The organism is Priestia sp. ABM2_011 (assembly GCF_056158845.1).
In genome coordinates this window covers 3,086,815-3,108,909 of the sequence record NZ_JBSWUB010000001.1, presented here as the reverse complement: position 1 = coordinate 3,108,909, position 22,095 = coordinate 3,086,815, and the positions used below count along the sequence as shown (strand labels likewise).

The window sequence follows — 22,095 nt, the reverse complement described above, 5'->3', positions numbered from 1 at the left end:
AAGCGGAAATAAGATGGTATTAACAAAATGATCATAAAACCATATATACACGCACATCACCTCAATAATTTTAACGCCATTTTTTTATTTAGTAGAGATACACTATCTGTGCTGCTTCTTCCTATTCTTCAAAAAGGCGATAATCAGAAGCAGTAGGGGTACGATAGAAAATAGCGGCATATGCAAAAGAAATCTCGCTACGTGCAGTCCTTCATAAAGGTGTTCTTGAAAATTACTAGCGATTGTAATCGACAAAAATAACACAATGATTAGCCTAAAAGGATACGCTAGACGTCGAAGGAGATTTAATTTTAAATAAAGTAGCTGCTACCTATTATAGAAGCATAAAACAAGATGCTAACTTTGAAATAAATCCCAATCACCATAGCGAACATAAAAAATACATCTAGACGCTCTAAAAAATCAGCTACTTGGATCGTTTGGACAGTACTAAGAAGTGGAAACTGTGAGCGTGTCAGTCAAATTAACTCCCAGTACACAAACATTAATGAGCATCGTGATAATGAGATTAACCCCACTTAATGCAGTAGCACAAAACATGGTGACGCTTAGCTTTTTTGGGGTTGTTTAAATACGGCAAGAAGCATGGTAATTACAATGAGTTTCTGTGAAAATGGAAAATACAGCGTTTCGAGTTAACAGCAATTTTTGCAACAGGAAATGAGCACGTCCTTCTTTTAATACCGGCTGTAAGTTCTTAAAATCAATTAATCCTGAGCGATATAATTAAAATGAAGCCTGCAACAGCCAGAAAATACATAAAAATAAACAGCAAGCTCTCCTGACCGTCGCAATAACCTCAATTCCTTTTCGTAACAGTATAAATAATGACGAGGATTAATAAAGCATTAGCAATAAATAAAGGCGTATCGGGATAAGCAAAGGCCAACAAGCATCTCACCAAAATCACGTAGAACCCTTGAGGCATCGTACATGAAGTAAAGGATATAGACAAATGCCAAGAAGCGAATCCTAAGGGCTTTCCCTAAAATCTTTCTGTACGTACTCGGTAAACAAAAGATCCGGGTAATAGAGAATACAGCTCTATGATAGACTAAGAAGAAAAAAAAGCTGAACAGCATTCCAATTAAAATAGCTAGCCATGCATCTTGCTTCGCTCTCATTGCAAGAGGAACTAATAAAGCGCTCCCCAGTTCGAATAATACCATGAGAATGAATAATTGAGTGGCGCTGATTTTTGCTTTTTCCATATAGCCAGAACCTCCTTACCTCATTGTTGTTTTTCTTTTACGCTAGAGAGAAACGATTTATTGCGCAGACCCGTTCGGCGAATGTAAGCTTCTACTGTAATATCCACTTCTAACTTTGGAAAGTACACATCATTCCATTCTTGTTTAAATTTCTTAAATTGATTTGGCCTAGTACGATGAATTACCTCTCCAAATCCTAAGATATCTGTTCTGTTTTTTTTGGCACGTTCAATAGCCATCTTTAGATCTTTTTCGATTTTTTTTCCGATGGATTGTTCCATTTTTCTAATAACCTTTGGATTTTTAATATCAACAGGTACCTCCATATCACCAATATCTCCTTCAACACGTGTATGAACGGAAATATGAGGTTGGCCATTCTTGACTTGGGCAGAGATGCTTGTTTTTTGTCTTACAGTTTGATAAGCAATAGCTTCTTTTTTTCCTTTCCAATCAATATTAATATCAGTGCCTTGAATTTTATCAAGAATCCATACTGTCCCTATTGCTGGTTTTCCATATAACCAATCGACTAGTTTTCCCTCTTTTAATACTGCAATCCCGGAAGCGCGAAGTGTTGCTTCTGGTGCACTTTCCTGAAGATTATCTAGCTTTTGTGCTTGCTGAGGATTACCAACTAGACGAAATCCTGATACAACTGCTTCCTCTTCCAGGGAGATTCGAGAGACTCTTCATCACCTCTTGAGAGTGATGTCTTTACATTCTCTCCCCATTTTCTTTGCGTAAATTCTAAGCGTTTTTAGTAATCTTATTTGCTGGAATTTTATCGACAGGCGTTAGTGCTCTTTACCAAGATCAGCAGCACTTGACTGGTTGGCGATGACTAGGGAAGTCGTAATTCGAAATTCAGGATCGCGATCAATAGACCATCAATTAATGAATGTTAATTCCTTCTTCACTGCGCTAGTTTTTCTCCGATCTACGACTAAGTTGGTATGGGCATAATACAAGTCTTCGGGAAATTCTAGCTGAAGCGCGTCTGCTTGCTTCAACTAAATTATCGCCAGAAGCAGAATAGATCGTAACAGGCGGACTTTGGGCTACCGCCGCCCCCTTGTATACCGCCAGCTACGTTTCCCGGGTTAATAATTTGAAAGCGTTAAGCTCATACCGTCCGTCTTTTCGTTTTATCAATGCCCATTGCCGATACAATATGCAAGGTCTGTTAATTCTTTTTTACTCCAGCAGCTTGTAAGTATTACAAGTCATTGTCATGATCGTTACAAGTAAAAATAAGCCTTTACGCTTCATCATTGATCACCCTCTTCGAAATTCACTGATTTACCATGCCACTTGAGATGCAGGAGGACGTCAGGCTTGTTGATGTTGCAGCTTCTGACGGACTGTGTTGGTAGTCACTAATCAGTTTAGGTCTTCTGTCTCAACGTCCACCATGGTAACCGTAGCAACAGTGTCACCGTTGTCTTACCAGGGTATAAAGGGTGCAAACGGGGACATGTAAGGAACTCCAAATGATCGTAAGACTGCACAAATGGACAACTCATCATTAAGAGACATAAGAATAATGCCATAGAAACCGAATGTAGCCGCGCCTAGTCATAAATAAAAAACGAATTAAGCGCGCCGAGATGGCCATATCGAAAGACGGTGTAGCAAAACTTGCAATGGCTGTAATGGATACGATAATAACCATTGCAGGTGAAACAATGCTTGCCTGAACAGCTGCTTGACCAATTACAAGGGCTCCGACAATAGAAACTGCTGAACCGATAGCTTTAGGTAAACGTATCCCTGCCTCCCGTAAAATCTCAAAAGTTAACTTCCATGAGTAAAGCTTCTATGAACGCAGGGAAGTGGGACGGATTCTCGTTGTGCTGCAAGTGCTACAATGAGCGTTGTAGGTACCATCTCTTGATGAAATGTTGTAACCGCTACATACGTAGCAGGCGCGATAAGTGAAATCATAAACATAAAAATACGTAAAAGCCGAATGGAAGTGGCAATGTCAAACCGCGCATAATAATCTTCAGCCGATTGGAAAAATTGTATAAATACACGCTGGTGCAATGAGGACAAATGGAGTTCCGTCCACGAAAATAGCGATTCTTCCTTCCAACAAGGTTACCCTGCCACCACGTCGGGTCTTTCTGTGTTGTAAATAGTGGGAAAAGGAGTGACCGTTTGATCTTCAATCAGCTGCTCAACATAACCTGATTCCAAAATACTATCAATATCAATGTTTTTGTAATCGCTTTCGAATTTCTTTCACAACTTTATCGTTTGCGATGCCATGAATATACATAAGATGTGACATCCGTCTTTAGTTACTCGGCCAACTCTTCATCGACTCTAGCCATAAGTCGGGTGTTTTAATAATTCGGCGCACCATGGCTAAGTATTGGTGCCAATAGACTCAGTAAAGGCACCTTTTGGTCCCCGCACTACCATTTCGGTAGTGGATTCCGTAATAGAACGCTTCTCTCCACCTTGCTGTGCTCAGCACTGAATGCGTGATTTACTGCCATCGACTAAGATAAGATGGCTATCGCCCGCCATTAAAGAAGCAAAATAGATCATTCTGAATTAGTGATTGCAAACGTTATGTTGCCAACTGTCATGATATCTTCAGAAAGTAGGCTCCAATCGCATTGTGATCTGATTAAGTTCATTCTTTATGATTATCTTTCATCATAGATTGAAGTATAGTATTCTTGAATTGCCTGATTGTTTACAATTCCTTCTATGTAAACAATCGCCGTAGTTAATATCAGCTATTGCCGCCTAATTTTATCTCACGAATAATGACATCTGAACTTTTTCCTGTTTTCTGTTTAATCATAGTTAAGGTTATTTGGTAATGAAACTTCTTAAGCGTAGTTGCTTTTCCATGATTAGCAGTTTGATACTCTTCATCATGTGATTCAAGTTTATTTTTTTGTTTGCGATTTTTAAAAAACGAAGGCATAAATGAAAGCACCCTTACTATAGTTTTTATTAATTTGACCAAAAACTGTATAATTATGTAATTTTTAACAAAATATCTTTTGCATGACGGTAAATGAAAATGACGACCCTATGAGGTAAGTAACCATTAGGTAAGGAGTGAAAGGAATGAAAATTATTGGAGTTAGCCTGCTGCTATTTGGATCTGTGATTGCTCTTTCTGTAGGAATTGATCTTTTTCAAGGAGCGAACGTACTGCAGGCACTATACAATGCGTTAAGCCCGTTTCGTGTAATGGAAGTGGCCGAATTATTTGTCCTTTTTTCTCTTTTGTTTTTCTTTTTTGCAGAGTCGCTTTACCTTGTTTTAAAGAAGCGTCAACAAAAGCACTAGTAACTTGGTGCAAAGAGGTGTTTATCTCTTCGCTATCGAAACAAGCGTATAGAAAGATAGCTTTGAGATAGGGGAGAACCATATGAACATTGAGACTAACAGATTACTAATACGCAAATTTAAATATGAAGATTGGCAAGATGTCTACACATATACATCTGATGCTAATGTCATGAAGTACATACCAGAAGGTGTTTTTAGTAAGGATGATGCGAAGAAATTTGTAAATGAAAATATGAAAGAAAACGTTAAAAATTTTCCAGTTGTGTTAAAGAACGAAAAAATCCTAATTGGTCATATCGTCTTTTTTAACTATTTTGGGGACCATACTTATGAAATTGGCTGGGTATTTAATTCCCTCTATCATCAGAAAGGATATGCGTCAGAAGCGGCAAAAGCAATCGTGGACTACGGCTTTAATACAATGAAACTGCATCGGGTTATTGCTACTTGTCAACCTGAGAATACGTCTTCTTATCGTGTTATGGAGAAGATCGGGATGAGAAGAGAAGGGTATTTCAAAAAATGTATTCCAACTGAAAAAGGATGGTGGGATGAATATTATTACGCGATTTTAAAGGAAGAGTGGAAATGAGCTTTACTTTTACGGAATTACATTTTCCGAGTTGTAAAGACGAAAACAAGCCCAATTTTTAAAAAAATGAGCAGGACAGCAAACCAAAACGTCTAGGCAGACATACAATAACCTATCCATGAGAAACACCCCATGTTTGAACCTTCTTTGTTTTAGCAACAGAAAATTACGTTGAAAGGGAGTGCTTGTATGTCTAATGCTGGATGTGGATTTGGTTCTGGTTTCGCTTTATTAGTTGTATTATTTATTCTATTAGTAATCATCGGATGTAGTTGTTATAGCGGTGGTTATGGTGGCGGCTACGGCTGCTAATTATATCACTGAATAGCCTAAAGAAATTTCTTTAGGCTTTTTTGTGTTTAAAACGTCCGTTAGCTTTTAAGGGAATTACATGCTCACTAGCAGCTATGATGAACGGTTGAACAATTAAAAACCCTATTACGATCGATATCTGCTATACTTTTAATAAAGATAATAACGCTTACATTTATGAAGAAGCAAACAAAAAAGAGAGGGCATAAGGTGAACTTTCCTATTTCGAAAAGTATTACAACTAAATATCTTCTTTTGTTTACGGTTATTTTAATTGTACCGGGCATCATCATTTATTACATCATTACGGGTTATGCAAGCAAAATTATTAAAGAAGATGTAAAGGTTCAAAACATTGCAAGTAAAGATATTATAGCTAAAAGGCTGAATTCAGAAATTGAGCATGTGGCTTCGCAGCTGCAGCTTATTGCAGGAGAGGGGCTAGAGTCAGATCTTAACATAAATAGAATGTATAACCGAGCTAAACAAGCAAATTCACAAAGTTCAGTTATTCATTCCATTTACTATATCAATGAACAAAAACGCGTAAAGTTTGAAACGCCTTTTGCTTCAAGTCAAAACAATTTAATTTATCATCACCCTAATTTTACCCAGGTGTATTGGACACATACGTACGCTTTATCGGATCTTATTCAAAATTATCGTCATCAAAAAGTAGTAACCATTTCTGTACCCGTTCTTACTAAGGATAAAGAATTTAAAGGAATTATTGTTGCAGAACTAAGCCGGGATTATTTATCAGAGGTGTTAAAAAGCGTCAGCCTGTCACGAGGACACTTCGGTTTTTTAGCAGATCGCAAAGGAAATGTCATCGCATCTACAAGCGATAAGCAGCTTAACAAGAAGTTTTCAGTAGACAAAATACCAAACGTTTCTGGCTATACTCAAATAAATCATAATGGACAAGAGAGTTTAGCAGCTTATCAAACGAACCAAGAAGGCTGGAACTTGGTTTATGGTGTACCGACTAACGTAGCCTTTTCTCCTTTACATAAATTATCTCTTTTACTGCGCGTTAGTTTTATTAGTATATTGCTGCTTGCTTTATTTTTTATATGGTTAGGCATCAAAAATATTTTACAGCCAATCGTAAAGCTTACAAGCTATGCAAAAACGTACCGGAATTCTCAAACGTTCGTGCCATTAAATAAAGAAGCGCCGGCAAGGGATGATGAGCTGAGTATATTGACACGTACAATTATTGAAATGGGAAATAGCAATTATGAAAAACAAAAAATGCTTGAGCAAAGTGAGAGATACCTTCACGATGTATTAGAAGGAATTCCTTATGGAATTATTACAATTGACCCGAGGAGTAAAATTACATACGTGAATCAGCAGTTTGAAAGAATGGTTGCTTTTCAGCGTCAGGACATGATTGGTGTTAACTTAGAAGATTTACCAATAAAATCGGAAAGCGTAGATTTTATTTTGCTTCACACATTGGCATCGGGAAAAGACATGGAAGAGGTAGAAAGCTATATTCTCGATTCAGACGGCAGAAAAAGAATTGTTAAAGTTACGACCTCTACTTTTTATACCGACACAAGTGAAGTGATGGGGATTATCGCGGTCATGCAAGATATTACCGAAATAAAGCAGTTACAGCTAAGACTGCAGCAAAGTGATAAGCTGGCGTCTATTGGGCAAATTACGGCAGGAATTGCCCACGAAATAAAGAATCCTCTAGCCATTTTATCAGGATCAGCTGAACTTTTGCTAGATGAAGCGGAAGAAAGCGCCTGCTCAGAAGAAGTAAAAGAGCTTGCTGCGGATGTATTCATCGTTGTAAACCGTCTCAAAGAGATTACAAATAATTTTCTTAATTTTGCAAACATGAGTCAAAAGAAAAAGAAGGAAGTGTCACTTGTACAAGTGTTAGAAGAAGTGTTTCATTTACTGCGTTTAAAGTGTAATGAAGCAAACATTAGCATTGTAAAAGACTTTGAGGAAAAATGTTTGATTGCAGGGGTCTATGATCAATTGATTCAAGTGTTTTTAAATATTGTCTTAAACGCAATGGAAGCAATGGATGAGGGCGGGTATATTATCGCTTCGATTCAAACGATGAATATGAACGAAGAATATGTGGTTGTTCGTATAGAAGATACGGGTTCAGGCATTAACAAGCAGGACTTAGAGTGGCTGTTTAATCCCTTTTACTCAACGAAAGAAACAGGTTCAGGACTAGGGTTAACGATTGCAAGAGATATTGTAAAAGAACATGGAGGAGAATTATTTATTGAAAGTATAGAAGGCAAAGGGACAACCATTACATGTCGTTTTCCCAAACAGAAAAATACAAAAGGAGGCTAAAAAACATGGAGAATAAGTGCAGTGTGTTAATGATTGATGATGAACAGAACCTTTGTAAGCTGGTAGCCAAAAAGCTTCAGAAATCTGGTTTTCATACGCACGCGGCATATACTGGAGGAAAAGGAATCGAAATGGCTAAAACGCTGGATATCGATGTGGTGATACTAGATTATATGCTTCCGGATATGACGGGGATCGATGTGTTAAAGAAGTTAAAAGAGGTAACGCAATCAAAAGTAATCATGCTTACTGCATACGGAAATGTTGAGAGCGCTGTGCAATCTATGAAAATAGGGGCTGCTGATTATTTGAATAAGCCTGTTGAACTTGAAGAACTAAAGAATATTATTGCTTCGCTATGTACGGACAAGCAACCGGATGCCGTGATGGAAAAAGGTAAAGACAAAGACTTTATTTCAAAAAGCTCAGAAATGAACAAGTTAGTGGAAATGGTAGAGTACGTAAAAGATACAGACGCTAGCATTTTAATTCTAGGTGAAAGCGGAGTAGGTAAAACCGCGATGGCTAAATGGATACATGAGCAGAGTCATAGAAAAAACAATCCTTTTGTGGCTATCAACTGCGCAGCCATACCAGAAGCCCTTCTTGAAAGTGAACTGTTTGGCTATAGAAAAGGAGCGTTTACAGGGGCTGCTTCTTCTCAAAAAGGAAAGTTTTCTGCTGCGGACGGCGGTACAATCTTTTTAGATGAAATTGGAGAAATTTCGTTAAGCATGCAGGCAAAGCTATTGCATGTAATCGAAGAAAAAAAAGTAATGCAGCTCGGAAGCAACGAGTATGAATCCTTGGACGTCCGAATTATTTCAGCTACAAATAAACCGCTTCAACAGTTAGTAGAACAAAAGAAATTTCGGGAAGATTTATACTATCGATTAAATTTAATGGAGATCACCATTCCTCCTCTAAGGCACCGAAAAGAAGATATTGAGCCGCTCATTCATCACCACATTATAAAGTTAAATACAAAATACAATAAGACGCTTACTGTTTCAAACGCGGCACTTCAACAGCTAATTTCTTATGAGTGGCCGGGAAATATTCGTGAGCTGTTAAATGCGATTGAAAGAGTTCATATTTTAAAACGGTATGGGACAATTGAGCTCTCTGATTTAACATATCTTTTTAATAAGCAAGAGTCTCATTCATATAGGAATCAGCAGGTGAAAGCAAAACAAACAAACTTATCACATGCATTAGGTGAAGTAGAGGAAGAAATGATTAAAAACGCTCTTGAAGAAATGAAAGGCAATCAAACGAAAGCAGCTCAAAAACTAGGAATTGCTCGCCATACGTTAATTTATAAAATGAAAAAAATGGGTCTTAAATTTTAGAAAAAGGATATGAAAGAAATGACCTATCGTAAAATATTCAGCTTACTAGTACTGTGTTTTACAGTACTGGGAGCATGTCAGCAGCACAGTACTACCCCTCTTAGGGAAGAAAAGAAGTCTCTCGATTCTGTTAGTATTACAGTTGGGTCGAAATCTATGACAGAGCAATATCTACTAATGAAAATGACCGCGCTTCTATTAAAAGAACAAGGAGCTACTGTACACGAAAGGCGCTTTTTAGACAGCGATTCTATTCGAAAAGCAAGCTTGGCGGGCTATATTGATATGTACTGGGAATATACGAGTACGGCAAGGATTGTGCATCAAAACCAAGAGCCGGTTTATAATGAAAAAAAGTTGTATCAGCTGGTGAAAGAAACGGATGCGAAAAACCACTTAACGTGGCTGAACACTAGCCATTTTAACAGCAGCTGGGGGGTTTTAGTTAACCGTTCTTTTGCAAAGGAGCATCATTTAAACTCTGTTTCTGACTTGATTTCCTACATAAAAAAGCAAAATAAAGAAGTAAAGATAGCTACAAACAATGAATTTCTAAAAAGAAAAGACGGCTTGGTGCAATTAGCTAATAACTATGAGTTAAAGTCCGTTTCAACTGAAATCATTGGAATCGATTCAGAAATTATTCCTTTGGCGGTGAAAGAAGGCAGAGTAGACGTAGGGATTGGAATGATATCTGATAGTCGAATTCAAGCATACGACCTTGTGTTACTAAAGGAAATCAATCTCTTTTTCCGCCTTATTATGCGGCTCCTGTAGTAAAACAATCATTAGCAAGCCGTTATCCGTCTGTTGTTTCCACTTTAAATGAACTATCAAGTAAACTAACGAATAAAAAGATGGTAGAGCTGAATTACCAAGTTGATATTTTACACAAAGACGTATCAGATGTTGCCTATAAATTTTTACTGGAAAATCACTTGATTACTCGTTGATAGATATAATAAAAAAAGAGGCTGGGACAAAAGTAGTTGAGCCCAAGTAAAAAACGAACCATTCATCAACCTGTTTGATGAGTGGTTCGTTTTTTTTGTGATGGTGCATATAGTTTTATTTGTTTCGTTGCTTCTAGCAGTTGATTTGGAGGGCAAGGCGAAGACTCCTGCGGGAAAAGCGGAACAGGTGAGACCCCGCAGGAGCGAAAGCGACGAGGAGGCTCAGCGGCCGCCCGCGGAAAGCGAAGTCTTGCACGGAAATCAATTGCGGTGTCATAAGCAGTCCAGCTCATGTATCTCATTTGTTCGTCTTTCAATTGGATTTATTTCGTTATGTCTCAACCTCTTTTTTATTGTAGAGTGTAGAAAATTTCTACAGTTAATTGTGTGAATTTTCTACAATTTATTTTTTGTTTTCTATTAAGTATTGATTACATCAATCATTTAAACTTGGCACGCATCTTGCAATAGATATAAGTGAAAGTAAAAATGCTGAAATGTAAGGAGATTAGTATTCAATGAAAATTACGGGAATAGAGATCAAACATTATTTACTGCCTTTAAATCCGCCTTTTAAAGCAGCTTGGGACCCCGAGCCCCGCAAGAAGTTTGCTTCTACCGTTGTCTATGTACATACGGATGAAGGAATAACGGGAGTGGGATCAGGAGATTTAATGATGGGGCTTGAGGGACATGAACATTTGTTTATCGGTCAAGATCCTTTTGCCATTGAACGACATGCACAAGTGATACAAAATATAGATTTTCACTATGGAAGATGCTGGCCGCTTGATTTAGCTCTATGGGATTTGATGGGAAAAGCAACAAAACAGCCCGTCTATAAACTGCTTGGAGCCCGATCTAACAAGCTTCTCGCTTATGCTTCAACGGGAGAAATCGTGACTCCTGAAGAACGTGCGGAACGTGCGGTTCGATTTGTAGAGCAAGGGTTCAAAGCAATGAAAATTCGTTTTCATCACAAAGATGTAAAAGACGATATTCAAGTAGTGGAAGCGGTCAGAAAAGCAGTTGGCGACAAGCTAGAAATTATGGTTGACGCAAATCAAGGATGGAAAATGCCTTGGGACGTTGAACGGACGTGGGATTTAAAAATGGCCTATCAAGTAGCGAAAGAACTTGAAGAGCTGAAAGTTTTTTGGCTTGAAGAACCACTGCCTTCTCATCAGTTTGAACTGATGGCAAAACTTCGGGACTCAGTAGGTATTCGAATCGCAGGGGGAGAGATGAACCGTCATATGCATGACTTTAGAGAGTTGAACAAAGTAAATGCATTAGACGTTTATCAGCCGGATGTAGCATTGTCAGGAGGAATTACGCAAACGAAAAAAGTTGCGGATCTTGTTCAAGGAAGCGGCGCTTGGTTCAGCCCGCATACATGGACAAACGGCATTGGTTTACTGGCAAATTTACATCTAGCAGCGGCGGTCAGCCACTGTCCGTATTTAGAATTTCCTTATGATCCTCCTGCATGGTCTAACGAACGGAGAGATTATATTCAGCAAAAACCACTTATGATCGACAAAGATGGTTACTTAGTAGCTCCAGAACAGCCGGGTTTAGGTATCGATTTGGATGAAGAAGCTTTAAAGCAGTACGAAATTAATCATTTCTACGTGGGTGAAAAAAATACAGTTTCTATTTAACTGATATAAAGGGTGAACACAAAATGAAGAAATATAGTGCTTATATAAACGGAGAATTTGTTCAAAGCAGCAATCAAATGAATGTTACGTACCCAGGAACGGGTGAAGTCGTAGCCCAAGTCTCTTCCTGCAGTATAGAAGAAACAGAGCACGCTGTTTATTGCGCTAAACAAGCTTTTAAAGAGTGGAAGCTTCGTCCTTCATATGACCGGTCTGAACAAATTAAAAAATTTTTAACAAACATGAAAACAGAAGAACATATTGAACGCATTGGAACAGCTATTACACAGGAAATGGGAAAACCTTTAAATACAGCGAAATCAGAGGTGTTTTACGGAGCGGAGCTTGGCGAATACCAAACTCAGTGGGCAAGACGCATTGAAGGTCACGTAGTAGACAGCGATAACGTAAAAGAAAAGATTATTTCTTATAAAGAGCCTCTTGGCGTAGTCGCGGTGATTGTACCTTGGAATTTTCCAATTTATGTTTTGATGAGAAAAATCGTGCCGGCGCTTGTCGCAGGTAATACGGTTGTAGTCAAGCCAAGCGTAAAATCTTCTTTATCTGCTTTAGCATTAGCGGAGTGCATTCATCAATCCGGCTTTCCAAAAGGTGTTATTAATATCGTAACAGGTATGGATGACATTGTAGGAGAAACGTTAACTTCATCTCCTGATGTGAACATGGTGACATTTACCGGAAGTACTAAAGTAGGCAAAGGCATTATGGAAAAATGCTCTCGTCATATGATCCGGACATCGCTTGAATTAGGCGGAAAAGCTCCTGCTATTGTAATGGAAGATGCCGATATTGATTTAGCGGTTGAAGCAATTAAGGGAGGCAGGTTAGCTAACTCCGGTCAAGTCTGCAATAATACTGAGCGTGTATACGTTCATAAAAGTGTAAAAGAAGCGTTTACTACTAAACTATTGAAAGCGTTTCAAAATGTAGAAGTGAAAGATGGTTTGGCTAATCCAGATGCAGAAATGAGCTGTCTGATTAACAAATCTGAAGCAAATCGCGTTCATCAAATGGTACTTGAGGCCGCAGAAGAAGGAGCCGCTATATTATGCGGAGGCTATTTGCTAGAGGAATTAGGTGACAGCTTTTATCCGCCAACGCTATTAGATCAGTGCACGCAACAAATGAACATCGTGCAAAAAGAAGTGTTTGGACCCGTTCTTCCAATTATCTCGTTTGAATCTCTTGAGGAAGCAATTGATCTAGCGAACGATTCTGAATACGGCTTAACCGCTAATGTATATACATCCAGCTATCGCTACGTAATGGAGCTGACTACGCAGCTAGAATGCGGTGAAGTATACGTGAACCGCCAGCAGGGCGAGGCGTATCAAGGCTATCACTCCGGCTGGAAGCAGTCGGGAATCGGCGGAGACGATGGCAAGCATGGATTTGAAGAGTTTTTACAGGTAAAAACAGTTTATATGAAATTTTAATTTTAAAAAGCAGGTGAACACAGGTGGAGAAAACGCGTGTGGAAGAAGATAGTGTAGGAAAAGTTGAGCTCCCAGCAGAGGTTTTGTATGGCATTCAGACGGCCCGGACAATTGAAAATTTATCATTTTCTAATAAAAGATTGCATGAATATCCGGACTACGTGTATGCACTGTTAACCGTAAAAAAAGCAGCTGCCTTAACAAATGTAGAAGCTAGCGTAATTCCAAAAGACATTGGAGAATCCATATCAAATGCATGTGACCAATTGCAAAGCACTGCTTATCAACATCATTTTTTGATTGATGTGCTGCACGGCGGAGGCGGTATTGGGACGAATATGAATGTGAACGAAGTAATAGCAGGCTGGATAAACCAGCAGTGGCCACATCATCTTCCCGTTCATCCGATTGAACATGTAAATGCATCTCAATCAACTTCTGATGTGTGTCATACCGCTATTCGAATTGCGATTATTAAAAGCTATCATTTTTTAGAAAAAGAAATGGAGCATCTCCATTCTATTCTTCAAAAAAAGATTGAAGAGTTCCAGCCTGTGATGACAATCGCAAGGACTTGCTTGCAAGATGCGATGAGTATTTCGCTTAGTAATATATTCAGCGGATATGAAGCGGTTTTTTCACGGCGTACGCACTATTTAAAAAGAGCTGCAGAAGAACTGCACGCTGTTAATCTTGGAGGTACGGTTATTGGCTCTGGGACGGGAGCATCAGAAATATACCGAAGTAAAGTCGTTCAGCAGCTGTCTCGTCTATCTGGTATGGGGCTTTACCACCGCGCTAATTTATTTGATGCAGCACAAAATATTGATGATTTAGCTAATGTTTCGAACGAATTAAAACAGCTGGCTACATCTTTTATAAAATTTGCTAAAGATTTAAGACTGCTGTCTTCCGGACCAGAAGCTGGCTTTGGAGAAATTCAATTGCCGTCTGTTCAAGCAGGTTCCTCATTTTTTCCGGGCAAAGTCAACCCGGTTGTACCAGAAACGTTGATTCAATGCTGTTTTCAAGTGTTAGGGTGTGACAGAACCGTTCAAGCTGCCCTTGAACATGGAGAATTGAATTTAAATGTATTTGAAGGAGCTGCTGGAATTAATATTTTAGACAGCATTCAGTTTTTAACAAAAGCTGTAAGGAATTTTGCGACTTTTTGTGTGCAAGATTTATCAGCTAATTCAGAGCGCTGTCAGCAGCTTTCTCAATCGTTTATTCCATTGATTGTAGAAATGAAAGAAAAGCATGGCTACAGCCGCGTTGCAGATCGTTTAAAAAAGACAGGACATGAAGGACTCAAAAAATGGAGGGAACGTGAATATGACAAAACTAAATGAAAAAACCTTATTTAAAGGAATGGAACAACCTGCATTGGTATGGGCAAAAGAGTGGCTGAAAGAGCCTAAAAAACTATACATCAACGGCAAGTGGCAAGAGAGTTCAAGCGGCGAATTAATAGATTCTATTAACCCTGCAAACGGAGAAATTAATGGTCAAATTCAAAGTGCAGCAAAACAAGATATCGATGAAGCAGTAGCCTCAGCTAGACACGCGTTTGACCACGGTCCTTGGCCAAGCGTTACAAGAAAAGAACGCGCGCGAATTTTAAGAGAAATAAGCAGCTTAATTAAAAAACATCAGGCAGAGCTCGCCACATTAGAGTCTCTTGATAACGGCAAGCTTTATACAGAATCATACCATGATGATGTGCAAGAAGCGTCCGATTTATTTGAGTATTACGCTGGCTGGACGGATAAATATTACGGTGAAAATAATCCGGTGGAAGGAGATTTTGTGAGTTATACAACCCGCGATCCGATCGGTGTATGCGGTCAAATTGTACCATTTAACTTTCCAATCGATATGGCCGCATGGAAACTAGCGCCGACTCTAGCAATGGGGAACACCGTTATTTTAAAGCCGTCTAGCACCACATCTTTTTCTGCGATTCGCTTGGTAGAAATCATCGATGAAGCAAACATCTTACCGCCAGGTGTTTTAAATTTAATTCTAGGAAAAGGATCGATTGGTTCTCATATCAGCCGTCATATGGGAGTTGATAAAGTATCTTTTACTGGAAGCACAGGAGTAGGCAAACAATTGGTTCACGATTCTGCTGACTCTAATTTAAAGCCTGTCACGCTTGAGCTTGGAGGGAAATCACCTAATATTATCTTTAGCGATGCACCGGATTTGAATGAAGCGATTGAACGTTCTTTTTACGGCTTGTTTACACATAAAGGAGAAAAATGCTCAGCGCCTACGCGCTTGTTAGTACAGCGTGACATTTATAAGCAAGTAGTTGATAAGCTAGCAGATTATGCAAATAGCTACAAGTGCGGCAACCCTTTTGATCCTGATTCAAATCAAGGAGCTCAAGTCTCTGAATCTCATATGCAGTCAATCTTGCACTATATCGAGAGTGGCATACGTGAAGGAGCTACGCTAGCAGCGGGCGGCGAGCGCGATATGAGCGGAGATAATAAGCACGGGTATTTTATCCGTCCTACTATTTTTGCAGATGTTGATAATAAGATGACTATTGCACAAGAAGAAATTTTTGGCCCTGTCCTGTGTGTGATTCCATTTGATACAGAAGATGAAGCGGTGCAAATTGCGAATGATACGATTTATGGTTTAGCAGCTGGACTCTGGACAAAAGATGTATCAAGAGCCAATCGTGTAGCAAAAAAGCTAGAAGCAGGCATGGTTTTTATCAATAAATACGGCTGCTATGATTTTGCTAGCCCGTTTGGAGGATGGAAACAAAGCGGATGGGGGAAAGAATATGCGATTCATTCTCTTCAATCTTACACAAAAGTAAAAGCAATATGGATGGCTTATTAAATTAAAAAGCTGGAGGAAAGTATGATGAAGATGAAAGCAGCGGTCATGACGGGCGTTAATGCGCCTCTTGAAATTTTAGCGGTGGATTTAGCAGCACCAAAAGCCAATGAAGTACTTGTGAAAATAGAAGCAACGGGCGTGTGTCATAGTGATTTAAATGCTTTGGAAGATCCTTCTACACCAACGCCTACTATTTTAGGACACGAAGGTGCAGGTATTGTAACGGCAGTCGGTTTGAATGTAAAAACGGTAAAAGTAGGAGATAAAGTAGCGCTTAGCTGGGTTCCTTACTGCGGCACGTGTGAGTTTTGTGTGACGGGGGCCGTACATCTGTGTGATTCAGCTTTTGGTCCGATGTTTAACGGAACGCTGTTAGACGGTACCTCTCGATTAAGCAAAGATGGAGAGCTGGTTTTTCACAACTCGCTGCTTTCCACTTTTGCTGAATATGCGGTGGTGCCGGAAATGTCTTGTATTAAGCTTCCTGATGAGATGCCGATGGCTCAAGCCTCTTTAATTGGATGCGGTGTAGCGACGGGGTACGGAGCAGCTGTAAACGCAGCCAAAGTTACGCCGGGTTCTACCGTAGCCGTCTTTGGCATCGGAGGAGTAGGCATTAACGCCATTCAAGGGGCTCGGATTGCAGGAGCGAGCAAAATTATTGCATGCGATGTAAAACCAGCTAATTTGGAACTTGCTAAAACATTCGGAGCTACTCATACGATAAATGTAGCTTCAGAAGAAGCAAGTGAAGCTTTAAAAGCTTTAACAGGAGGCCACGGCGTCCATTTCGCGATTGACTGCTCGGGTCATACAAAAGCTACTGAATCTGCTTGGAATGGAACGAGAAAAGGAGGCACGGTAGTTGTAGTAGGAGCCTTTAACCCATCCATGTCTATCAGTTTACCAGGCGGAGGGTTTCATCGTGTCGGCAAAATATTGAAAGGAAGCTTTTACGGAGACACGCAGCCGTTTCGTGATTTCCCTAAAATTGCTCAGCTTTATTTAGACGGAAAATTTATGTTAGACGAACTGATTCTTGGGCGCATGCAGCTTGACGATATTAACGAAGCTTTTCAATCATTTCACGATTGTAATTGTGTAAACGTAGGCCGGTCAGTAATCGAATTTCCATCAATTGCATCTCAAGATTCGTTAGAAAACGGAGATGAATTTGACATCGTTTCATAATGTAAATGAGCTAAGAAAGGGGAAAAACAATGAATTCAGTATTTGAATTTACAACAAAAACAAGCATAGCGTATGGAGTAGACCGAGCTTTGCAAATTGGAAAAGATGTTGAAGCAGTGAGCGGGGAAAAAAGAGCCGTGTTAGTGACGGATCCAGGGGTAATAAAAGTTGGTTTAGCAGACATTGTATTGAGAGCGCTTCAAAATAATGGTGTAGAAACGTTCGTTTTTCATGATGTGAAAAGTGATCCTACGGCCGCTTCAATAGATGCTGCTGCACAGCTTATTCGTGAACAACAGATAAAGTGCGTCATTGGTCTTGGAGGCGGTTCAGCTATGGACGTGGCTAAAATGGCTGCGCTAGTTGCAGGTGATCAGTATGAAACGATGCATTATGCTCTCATGGCGAACCCTTTTGCGAAAAAGAAAGTGAAAACGATTATGCTTCCCACTACTTCCGGTACAGGAGCAGAAGTCACGAGCACGGTTGTCTTCTCTACACATAATCAAGTCAAGGTGTGGGCGTGGGATCAAGATATGGCACCGGAACTAGCGATACTAGAACCGCGATTTACTACAAAACTGCCGGATTTCTTGACAGCTGCCACTACGTTAGATGCGCTTGTACATGCAATTGAAGCATGCACAGGCAAGCGTACGAACCCTTTTATTCAAGCGCTGAGCCTTCAAGCGATTTCATTAGTGAGTCAAAATTTAGAAACAGCTCTGCAACAACCTGAAAACTTAGAGGCAAGAGGAAACCTCGCGATAGCGGCAACGCTTGCAGGAATGGCAATCGAACAAGGAGGAACGGGGCTTGCACACTGCATAGGACACGCCTTGGGAACAGTCGGGAAAATCCATCACGGCCGTGCGGTTTCAATTGCCTTGCACGCTGTGTACGACTGGAATACTGAAGGTGCAGTGGAACTGTATGCAGACGTAGCAAGAGCTTTGGGAGTAAAAGAAACATTTTCAACGAAGGAAGAGCTTGCTTATGCAGGGGCAGAAGAATTTAAGCGTCTAGTGGCTGTAAGTGGATTAAACCTTGCGATTGGAGAGGGGCATGAACCGGCTGTGAACATCTCTGACTTTGTGGACGTGATGCTTTCAGTTGAAAATGAACCGATGAGAGTAAATAATGCACGTTTTGCCAGTGAAGATGATTTGCAGCAGTTTGCACATGCAATTATGAGCGTAGGAGCGTCGAAAGTTTGATAGAAGCACATACCGTTTCCAAGAAGCGGTATGTACCATCTCATTAATTAGGCAGGAGGAAGCGTAATGAAAAAGATCAGACATGCTGTATTTTGGCCTCCATTTTTATTGTTAATTGGAGCTGCATTACTAAGTTTTACAAACCGTGAAACATTTACTACAGTTACAACTAATGCAAATAATTGGGTTATTTCCAATCTAGGCTGGCTGTTTAGCATTAGCGGGCTGCTGATGGTAATTGCATGCATTGGTGTTTATTTTTCACCGCTTGGCAATGTTAAAATAGGAGGACCTGATGCAAAACCCATTCTTAAATTTGGCAACTGGTTTGCGATTACCTTATGTACAACAATAGCTGCAGGCGTTACGTTTTGGGGGATTGTGGAACCGATTTACCATGTATCTGCACCTCCTGAATCGTTAGGAATTAAACCGAATTCTCCAGAAGCAGCCATTTTCTCTATGTCTTCTATGTATCTTCACTGGACCATTTCGCCATATGCAATTTATTGCGTACCTGCAATTGTATTTGCATTTGCTTATTACAATATGAAAAAACCGTTCAGTCTAGGGTCTACGCTAGCTCCGATTTTAGGGGATAAAATTAACGGGAAAACAGGAAAAGTAATTGATGCAGTATGTTTGTACACTCTTGCTCTTGGAATGGCCTCTTCTCTTGGAACGAGTGTTTTAAATTTAGCAGGAGGCGTTAATCATTTGAGCGGTATTGCCAGCAACCCTTTACTGTGGGCGATTATAACGGCTGCCGTTACCATTACCTTTATTTTATCCGCATCAAGCGGCTTAATGAAAGGAATTAGAATTTTATCAGATATTAATATGAAAGCATTCTATGGAATTGCCATCTTTATCTTTATTGTAGGACCAAGCTCTTATATTTTAAATTTAGGAACGGAATCGGCGGGTAATTATTTTACTCATTTTTTTGAAAAAAGTTTATTTACAGGAGCGGCAGCAGGTGATACGTGGCCGCAGTCATGGACTACTTTTTATTGGGCAAGCTGGTTTTCATGGGCCGCTATCACCGCATTATTTTTAGGAAGAATTGCATATGGATATAAAGTGAAAACGATGATTCTTGTTAACTTTATTTTACCAGCCTTTTTTGGAGGCGTATGGATGACGATATTTGGCGGAACATCGATTCATATGCAAATGACAGGAGGGGAACTCGCAGATATTATGGCACAAAACGGGCCTGAAGCCGTTTTGTATGCAGTATTTGCTGCTTTACCATTTGCGAAATTTGTTATTCCGTTCTACTTGTTTATCGTGTTCATTTCCTTCGTTACAGCCGCGGATTCTAACATGGAAGCGATGGGCGGAATCAGTTCATCGGGGATTTCTCCTCAAAGTCCGTCTCCGGGCATTATGATTAAAGTAGTATGGGGTGTGACCGTAAGTTTGGTAGGATGGGTGATGATTAGTTTTGCAAAGCTAGACGGAATTAAAATGTTAGCCAATCTAGGAGGAGTTCCTGCACTGTTTTTAGGTATAGGTGTTCTTATTGCGTTAGTCAAAATTGCTCAAAATCCAGCCAAATACGATCGAACTACAAAGGTAGATAAAAATGCTGCGATTAAAGAAGCGGATGAAACAAAAGCTGTATAAATAAAAGCAAGGAGAACTTACTCCTTGCTTTTTTATGTTTTAATCAGCAATGTCACTATGAACATGTGATTTAGGTTTTTTCTCTTTTGGCAAGGGTTCATTAGAAGACCAAGGCACGCGGCGAGGCTTATATTCAATCGCATCGGTAGAATAAACGGCTACGCTTACGACTCCGCCTTGCACCTGTGCTCGAATCAACAAAGGATCACTATACGTATTTTTAAAATGAAAGTCAGGTCCATACCAGCTGACGGTAGCGTCTCGCCCAGGAGGTACGTAGGAAACACTGCGGCTGTGTGAGTAGCGCTGCGTAATCGTGACGCCAGCGTTATCGACGGCGTTAAATAAAGTAGAAGAAACTTGGCAAATTCCTCCTCCAACTCCTTCAGAATACTCTCCTTTTACAATGATTGGGGCACGCATATACCCTTTTGCTGCCGTTCTTTTTCCAACGGTTTGATTAAAAGAGAAAACTTCCCCAGGAAATATGACGCTGCTGTCTAGTGATTCAGCTGCAAGAGAAATATTGTGAGAACGATTTTTATTATGGGGGTTAAATACCGTATGATAATGACCGATTTGCTTAATACGAATCGTTGCAAGCAGCTCCTTATCCACGCGAGGCGGAACAGGAAGCGTCGGGATTTCTAAGATTGACGTACCGCCGTTAAAAAAATAAGTATAAAATTTCTCCGCAAAATCTTTATGATATAGTTTGACACCCGCTTGCTCAGGAACAATTTGTCCGCTTTTATCAATGCGGGCATTTATGGGCTCTCTATATGTTTTTTTATCCAATTCTTTTAGAAGAAGATTGTATCGATCATGATCCACCATGGGTACAGGAAGAAGAGGTACTGCCACTTTGTCCCGTTCAATCCGTTCAATTGGTTTACCGTCATGAGTAATAGATAGGTGGTCTTGTGTAGAAAGAGGTTGAATAAGCATTAAAAGTCCAACCATCCAAGTGAAATTCATATCATATACCTCGCTTTCACCTGTTAGTATGAATAAAATGAACCGTTTAATGTATAGGATTCACAAGCTCTTTTTTGTATTATTTTCCATGAGACGAGCGTGTAAAAATTTCTATTTATAATTGTATGTGTACTTTCGCATATTACATAGAGAAACTACAAGGTAATGAGGGTAGACAATGATAAAATTAATGATTTTAGTCTTTATGCTTATTAGTTTTTTTGTGCATCCCCAAAAGATGAAAGCAGAAGAAAACCTTACGTACTTTCCGGTAAGCGACACAGGAAAAGTATTAAAGTGGAAACGTGTAGAAACCTTACTGCCAAAGGGAAAAAAATTTAAAGTAATCGATGTAGAAACCGGTTTTTACTTTTATGTGCAGCGAAGAGCAGGCTCACACCACGCAGATGTTCAGCCGCTTACACGTCAAGATACGAAAGTAATGAAGCACTTATATAATGGAAAATGGAGCTGGAATCGAAGAGCTGTTCTTATTCCATTTAAAGGCAAAATGCTTGCAGCTTCCATGAATGGAATGCCTCATGGAGCCGGTGCGCTTGACAATGGGTTCCCCGGTCATTTTTGCATTCATTTTGCAGGAAGTACGACTCACAAGTCCCAAAATGTAGATCCAGGTCATCAGTTAATGGTATTAAAAGCAGGAGGAAAGCTTGATGAATATGCATTAAAAGCTGAGCCGGCAGAAGTCGTCAATATGTTTTTAACCGGATTAAAGCAAGATGACGATGCCTTAATGCAGCCGGTTTTGCGCGTAAAGCAAGAGCATAAGCTATGGGCAAAGCTGCATAGTATCTCCACCATTTATTATAAAACGGACTTATTTCATGCAAAAAAGTATAAAACAAAAGAGAAAATCTCCGTAGATTGCCTTATTTATTACGAAAATAAAGGGGCTCACAAGACAACGATGGTTTTTACTTTAAAAAGAAATCCGTTAACAAACGGGTGGGAAATTTCTTCTCTTACACTGTAAT

25 protein-coding genes and 1 pseudogene are annotated in these 22,095 nt (G+C 39.7%); 15 read left to right on the top strand and 11 right to left on the bottom strand.

Annotated features, from left to right (window positions below; all coding sequences use genetic code 11):
• Positions 1-311 precede the first annotated feature (311 nt).
• From ACXAE4_RS16735 to ACXAE4_RS16695, 9 genes and pseudogenes are all read right to left on the bottom strand, one after another.
• Positions 312-437, bottom strand: a complete 126-nt coding sequence (locus ACXAE4_RS16735; RefSeq protein WP_475237342.1) for a GerAB/ArcD/ProY family transporter — start codon at positions 435-437, stop codon at positions 312-314.
• Positions 438-869: 432 nt separating this feature from the next.
• Positions 870-1,232 (bottom strand): GerAB/ArcD/ProY family transporter, encoded by a 363-nt coding sequence (locus ACXAE4_RS16730; RefSeq protein WP_475236440.1) that lies wholly within the window; start codon positions 1,230-1,232, stop codon positions 870-872.
• A gap of 20 nt (positions 1,233-1,252) precedes the next feature.
• Positions 1,253-1,738: a Ger(x)C family spore germination C-terminal domain-containing protein gene (locus tag ACXAE4_RS16725; protein WP_475237340.1), complete on the bottom strand. Its 486-nt coding sequence runs from the start codon at positions 1,736-1,738 to the stop codon at positions 1,253-1,255.
• A 940-nt stretch (positions 1,739-2,678) separates the two neighbouring features.
• Positions 2,679-2,771, bottom strand: a complete 93-nt coding sequence (locus ACXAE4_RS16720) for a hypothetical protein (RefSeq protein ID WP_475236437.1) — start codon at positions 2,769-2,771, stop codon at positions 2,679-2,681.
• The gene (locus ACXAE4_RS16715; protein ID WP_475237338.1) at positions 2,761-2,985 is read right to left on the bottom strand and encodes a spore germination protein; all 225 of its coding nucleotides are present in this window, start codon (positions 2,983-2,985) and stop codon (positions 2,761-2,763) included. The genes ACXAE4_RS16720 and ACXAE4_RS16715 overlap by 11 nt, the downstream gene beginning before the upstream one ends.
• A 44-nt stretch (positions 2,986-3,029) precedes the next feature.
• Positions 3,030-3,281, bottom strand: coding sequence for a spore germination protein (locus ACXAE4_RS16710; RefSeq protein WP_475237336.1), 252 nt, complete (start codon positions 3,279-3,281; stop codon positions 3,030-3,032).
• The gene (locus tag ACXAE4_RS16705) at positions 3,241-3,333 is read right to left on the bottom strand and encodes a spore germination protein (RefSeq protein ID WP_475236434.1); all 93 of its coding nucleotides are present in this window, start codon (positions 3,331-3,333) and stop codon (positions 3,241-3,243) included. The genes ACXAE4_RS16710 and ACXAE4_RS16705 overlap by 41 nt, the downstream gene beginning before the upstream one ends.
• Positions 3,334-3,335: 2 nt before the next feature.
• Positions 3,336-3,662 (bottom strand): annotated as a pseudogene (locus tag ACXAE4_RS16700) (spore germination protein).
• 319 nt (positions 3,663-3,981) lie between these two features.
• The gene (locus ACXAE4_RS16695) at positions 3,982-4,179 is read right to left on the bottom strand and encodes a hypothetical protein (protein WP_475236432.1); all 198 of its coding nucleotides are present in this window, start codon (positions 4,177-4,179) and stop codon (positions 3,982-3,984) included.
• Positions 4,180-4,325: 146 nt separating this feature from the next.
• Between ACXAE4_RS16695 and ACXAE4_RS16690 the strand changes: the two genes are divergently transcribed.
• The 7 genes from ACXAE4_RS16690 to ACXAE4_RS16660 all read left to right on the top strand — a co-directional run bounded on the left by ACXAE4_RS16690 (position 4,326) and on the right by ACXAE4_RS16660 (position 10,099).
• Positions 4,326-4,550, top strand: coding sequence for a YczF family membrane protein (locus ACXAE4_RS16690; RefSeq protein ID WP_028413440.1), 225 nt, complete (start codon positions 4,326-4,328; stop codon positions 4,548-4,550).
• An 82-nt stretch (positions 4,551-4,632) separates the two neighbouring features.
• Complete coding sequence (locus tag ACXAE4_RS16685) at positions 4,633-5,145, top strand: GNAT family N-acetyltransferase (protein WP_154988861.1); 513 nt, start codon at positions 4,633-4,635, stop codon at positions 5,143-5,145.
• 189 nt (positions 5,146-5,334) lie between these two features.
• The gene (locus tag ACXAE4_RS16680) at positions 5,335-5,457 is read left to right on the top strand and encodes a YjcZ family sporulation protein (protein ID WP_013056948.1); all 123 of its coding nucleotides are present in this window, start codon (positions 5,335-5,337) and stop codon (positions 5,455-5,457) included.
• Positions 5,458-5,667: 210 nt separating this feature from the next.
• A complete protein-coding gene (locus ACXAE4_RS16675) occupies positions 5,668-7,794 on the top strand; it encodes a sensor histidine kinase (RefSeq protein ID WP_165573429.1) in 2,127 nt (708 codons plus the stop codon).
• A 5-nt stretch (positions 7,795-7,799) separates the two neighbouring features.
• Positions 7,800-9,146 (top strand): sigma-54-dependent transcriptional regulator, encoded by a 1,347-nt coding sequence (locus ACXAE4_RS16670; RefSeq protein WP_186807037.1) that lies wholly within the window; start codon positions 7,800-7,802, stop codon positions 9,144-9,146.
• 18 nt (positions 9,147-9,164) lie between these two features.
• The gene (locus ACXAE4_RS16665; protein ID WP_475236427.1) at positions 9,165-9,923 is read left to right on the top strand and encodes an ABC transporter substrate-binding protein; all 759 of its coding nucleotides are present in this window, start codon (positions 9,165-9,167) and stop codon (positions 9,921-9,923) included.
• Positions 9,860-10,099, top strand: coding sequence for a glycine betaine ABC transporter substrate-binding protein (locus tag ACXAE4_RS16660; RefSeq protein WP_475237334.1), 240 nt, complete (start codon positions 9,860-9,862; stop codon positions 10,097-10,099). The genes ACXAE4_RS16665 and ACXAE4_RS16660 overlap by 64 nt, the downstream gene beginning before the upstream one ends.
• A 65-nt stretch (positions 10,100-10,164) precedes the next feature.
• Here the strand turns inward: ACXAE4_RS16660 and ACXAE4_RS16655 are convergent, their stop codons facing one another.
• Positions 10,165-10,416, bottom strand: a complete 252-nt coding sequence (locus ACXAE4_RS16655) for a hypothetical protein (protein WP_028413435.1) — start codon at positions 10,414-10,416, stop codon at positions 10,165-10,167.
• Positions 10,417-10,617: 201 nt separating this feature from the next.
• Here ACXAE4_RS16655 and ACXAE4_RS16650 point away from each other — a divergent pair, with 201 nt between their 5' ends.
• From ACXAE4_RS16650 to ACXAE4_RS16620, 7 genes are all read left to right on the top strand, one after another.
• Positions 10,618-11,763 carry a mandelate racemase/muconate lactonizing enzyme family protein gene (locus ACXAE4_RS16650; protein WP_033578916.1) on the top strand — a complete coding sequence of 382 codons (1,146 nt, stop codon included), beginning with the start codon at positions 10,618-10,620 and terminating at the stop codon, positions 11,761-11,763.
• A 23-nt stretch (positions 11,764-11,786) separates the two neighbouring features.
• A complete protein-coding gene (gene aldA / locus ACXAE4_RS16645) occupies positions 11,787-13,220 on the top strand; it encodes an aldehyde dehydrogenase (RefSeq protein ID WP_289578907.1) in 1,434 nt (477 codons plus the stop codon).
• Between the two features lie 23 nt (positions 13,221-13,243).
• On the top strand, positions 13,244-14,572 hold the full coding sequence (locus tag ACXAE4_RS16640; protein ID WP_289578908.1) for a lyase family protein: 1,329 nt from the start codon (positions 13,244-13,246) through the stop codon (positions 14,570-14,572).
• Positions 14,556-16,082: an aldehyde dehydrogenase family protein gene (locus ACXAE4_RS16635; RefSeq protein ID WP_289578909.1), complete on the top strand. Its 1,527-nt coding sequence runs from the start codon at positions 14,556-14,558 to the stop codon at positions 16,080-16,082. The genes ACXAE4_RS16640 and ACXAE4_RS16635 overlap by 17 nt, the downstream gene beginning before the upstream one ends.
• A gap of 21 nt (positions 16,083-16,103) precedes the next feature.
• Entirely contained in the window at positions 16,104-17,273 is a 1,170-nt protein-coding gene (locus tag ACXAE4_RS16630; protein WP_223546581.1) for a Zn-dependent alcohol dehydrogenase, read from the top strand.
• Between the two features lie 29 nt (positions 17,274-17,302).
• Positions 17,303-18,490 carry an iron-containing alcohol dehydrogenase gene (locus tag ACXAE4_RS16625; protein ID WP_475236421.1) on the top strand — a complete coding sequence of 396 codons (1,188 nt, stop codon included), beginning with the start codon at positions 17,303-17,305 and terminating at the stop codon, positions 18,488-18,490.
• Positions 18,491-18,556: 66 nt separating this feature from the next.
• Entirely contained in the window at positions 18,557-20,122 is a 1,566-nt protein-coding gene (locus tag ACXAE4_RS16620) for a BCCT family transporter (protein ID WP_034327768.1), read from the top strand.
• Between the two features lie 39 nt (positions 20,123-20,161).
• Here ACXAE4_RS16620 and ACXAE4_RS16615 read toward each other — a convergent pair whose 3' ends face one another.
• Positions 20,162-21,100: a VanW family protein gene (locus ACXAE4_RS16615; protein ID WP_154988849.1), complete on the bottom strand. Its 939-nt coding sequence runs from the start codon at positions 21,098-21,100 to the stop codon at positions 20,162-20,164.
• Between the two features lie 178 nt (positions 21,101-21,278).
• On the opposite strand from ACXAE4_RS16615, the gene ACXAE4_RS16610 reads away from it, so the two are divergent.
• A complete protein-coding gene (locus ACXAE4_RS16610; RefSeq protein WP_028413427.1) occupies positions 21,279-22,094 on the top strand; it encodes a hypothetical protein in 816 nt (271 codons plus the stop codon).
• Position 22,095: the final 1 nt, after the last annotated feature.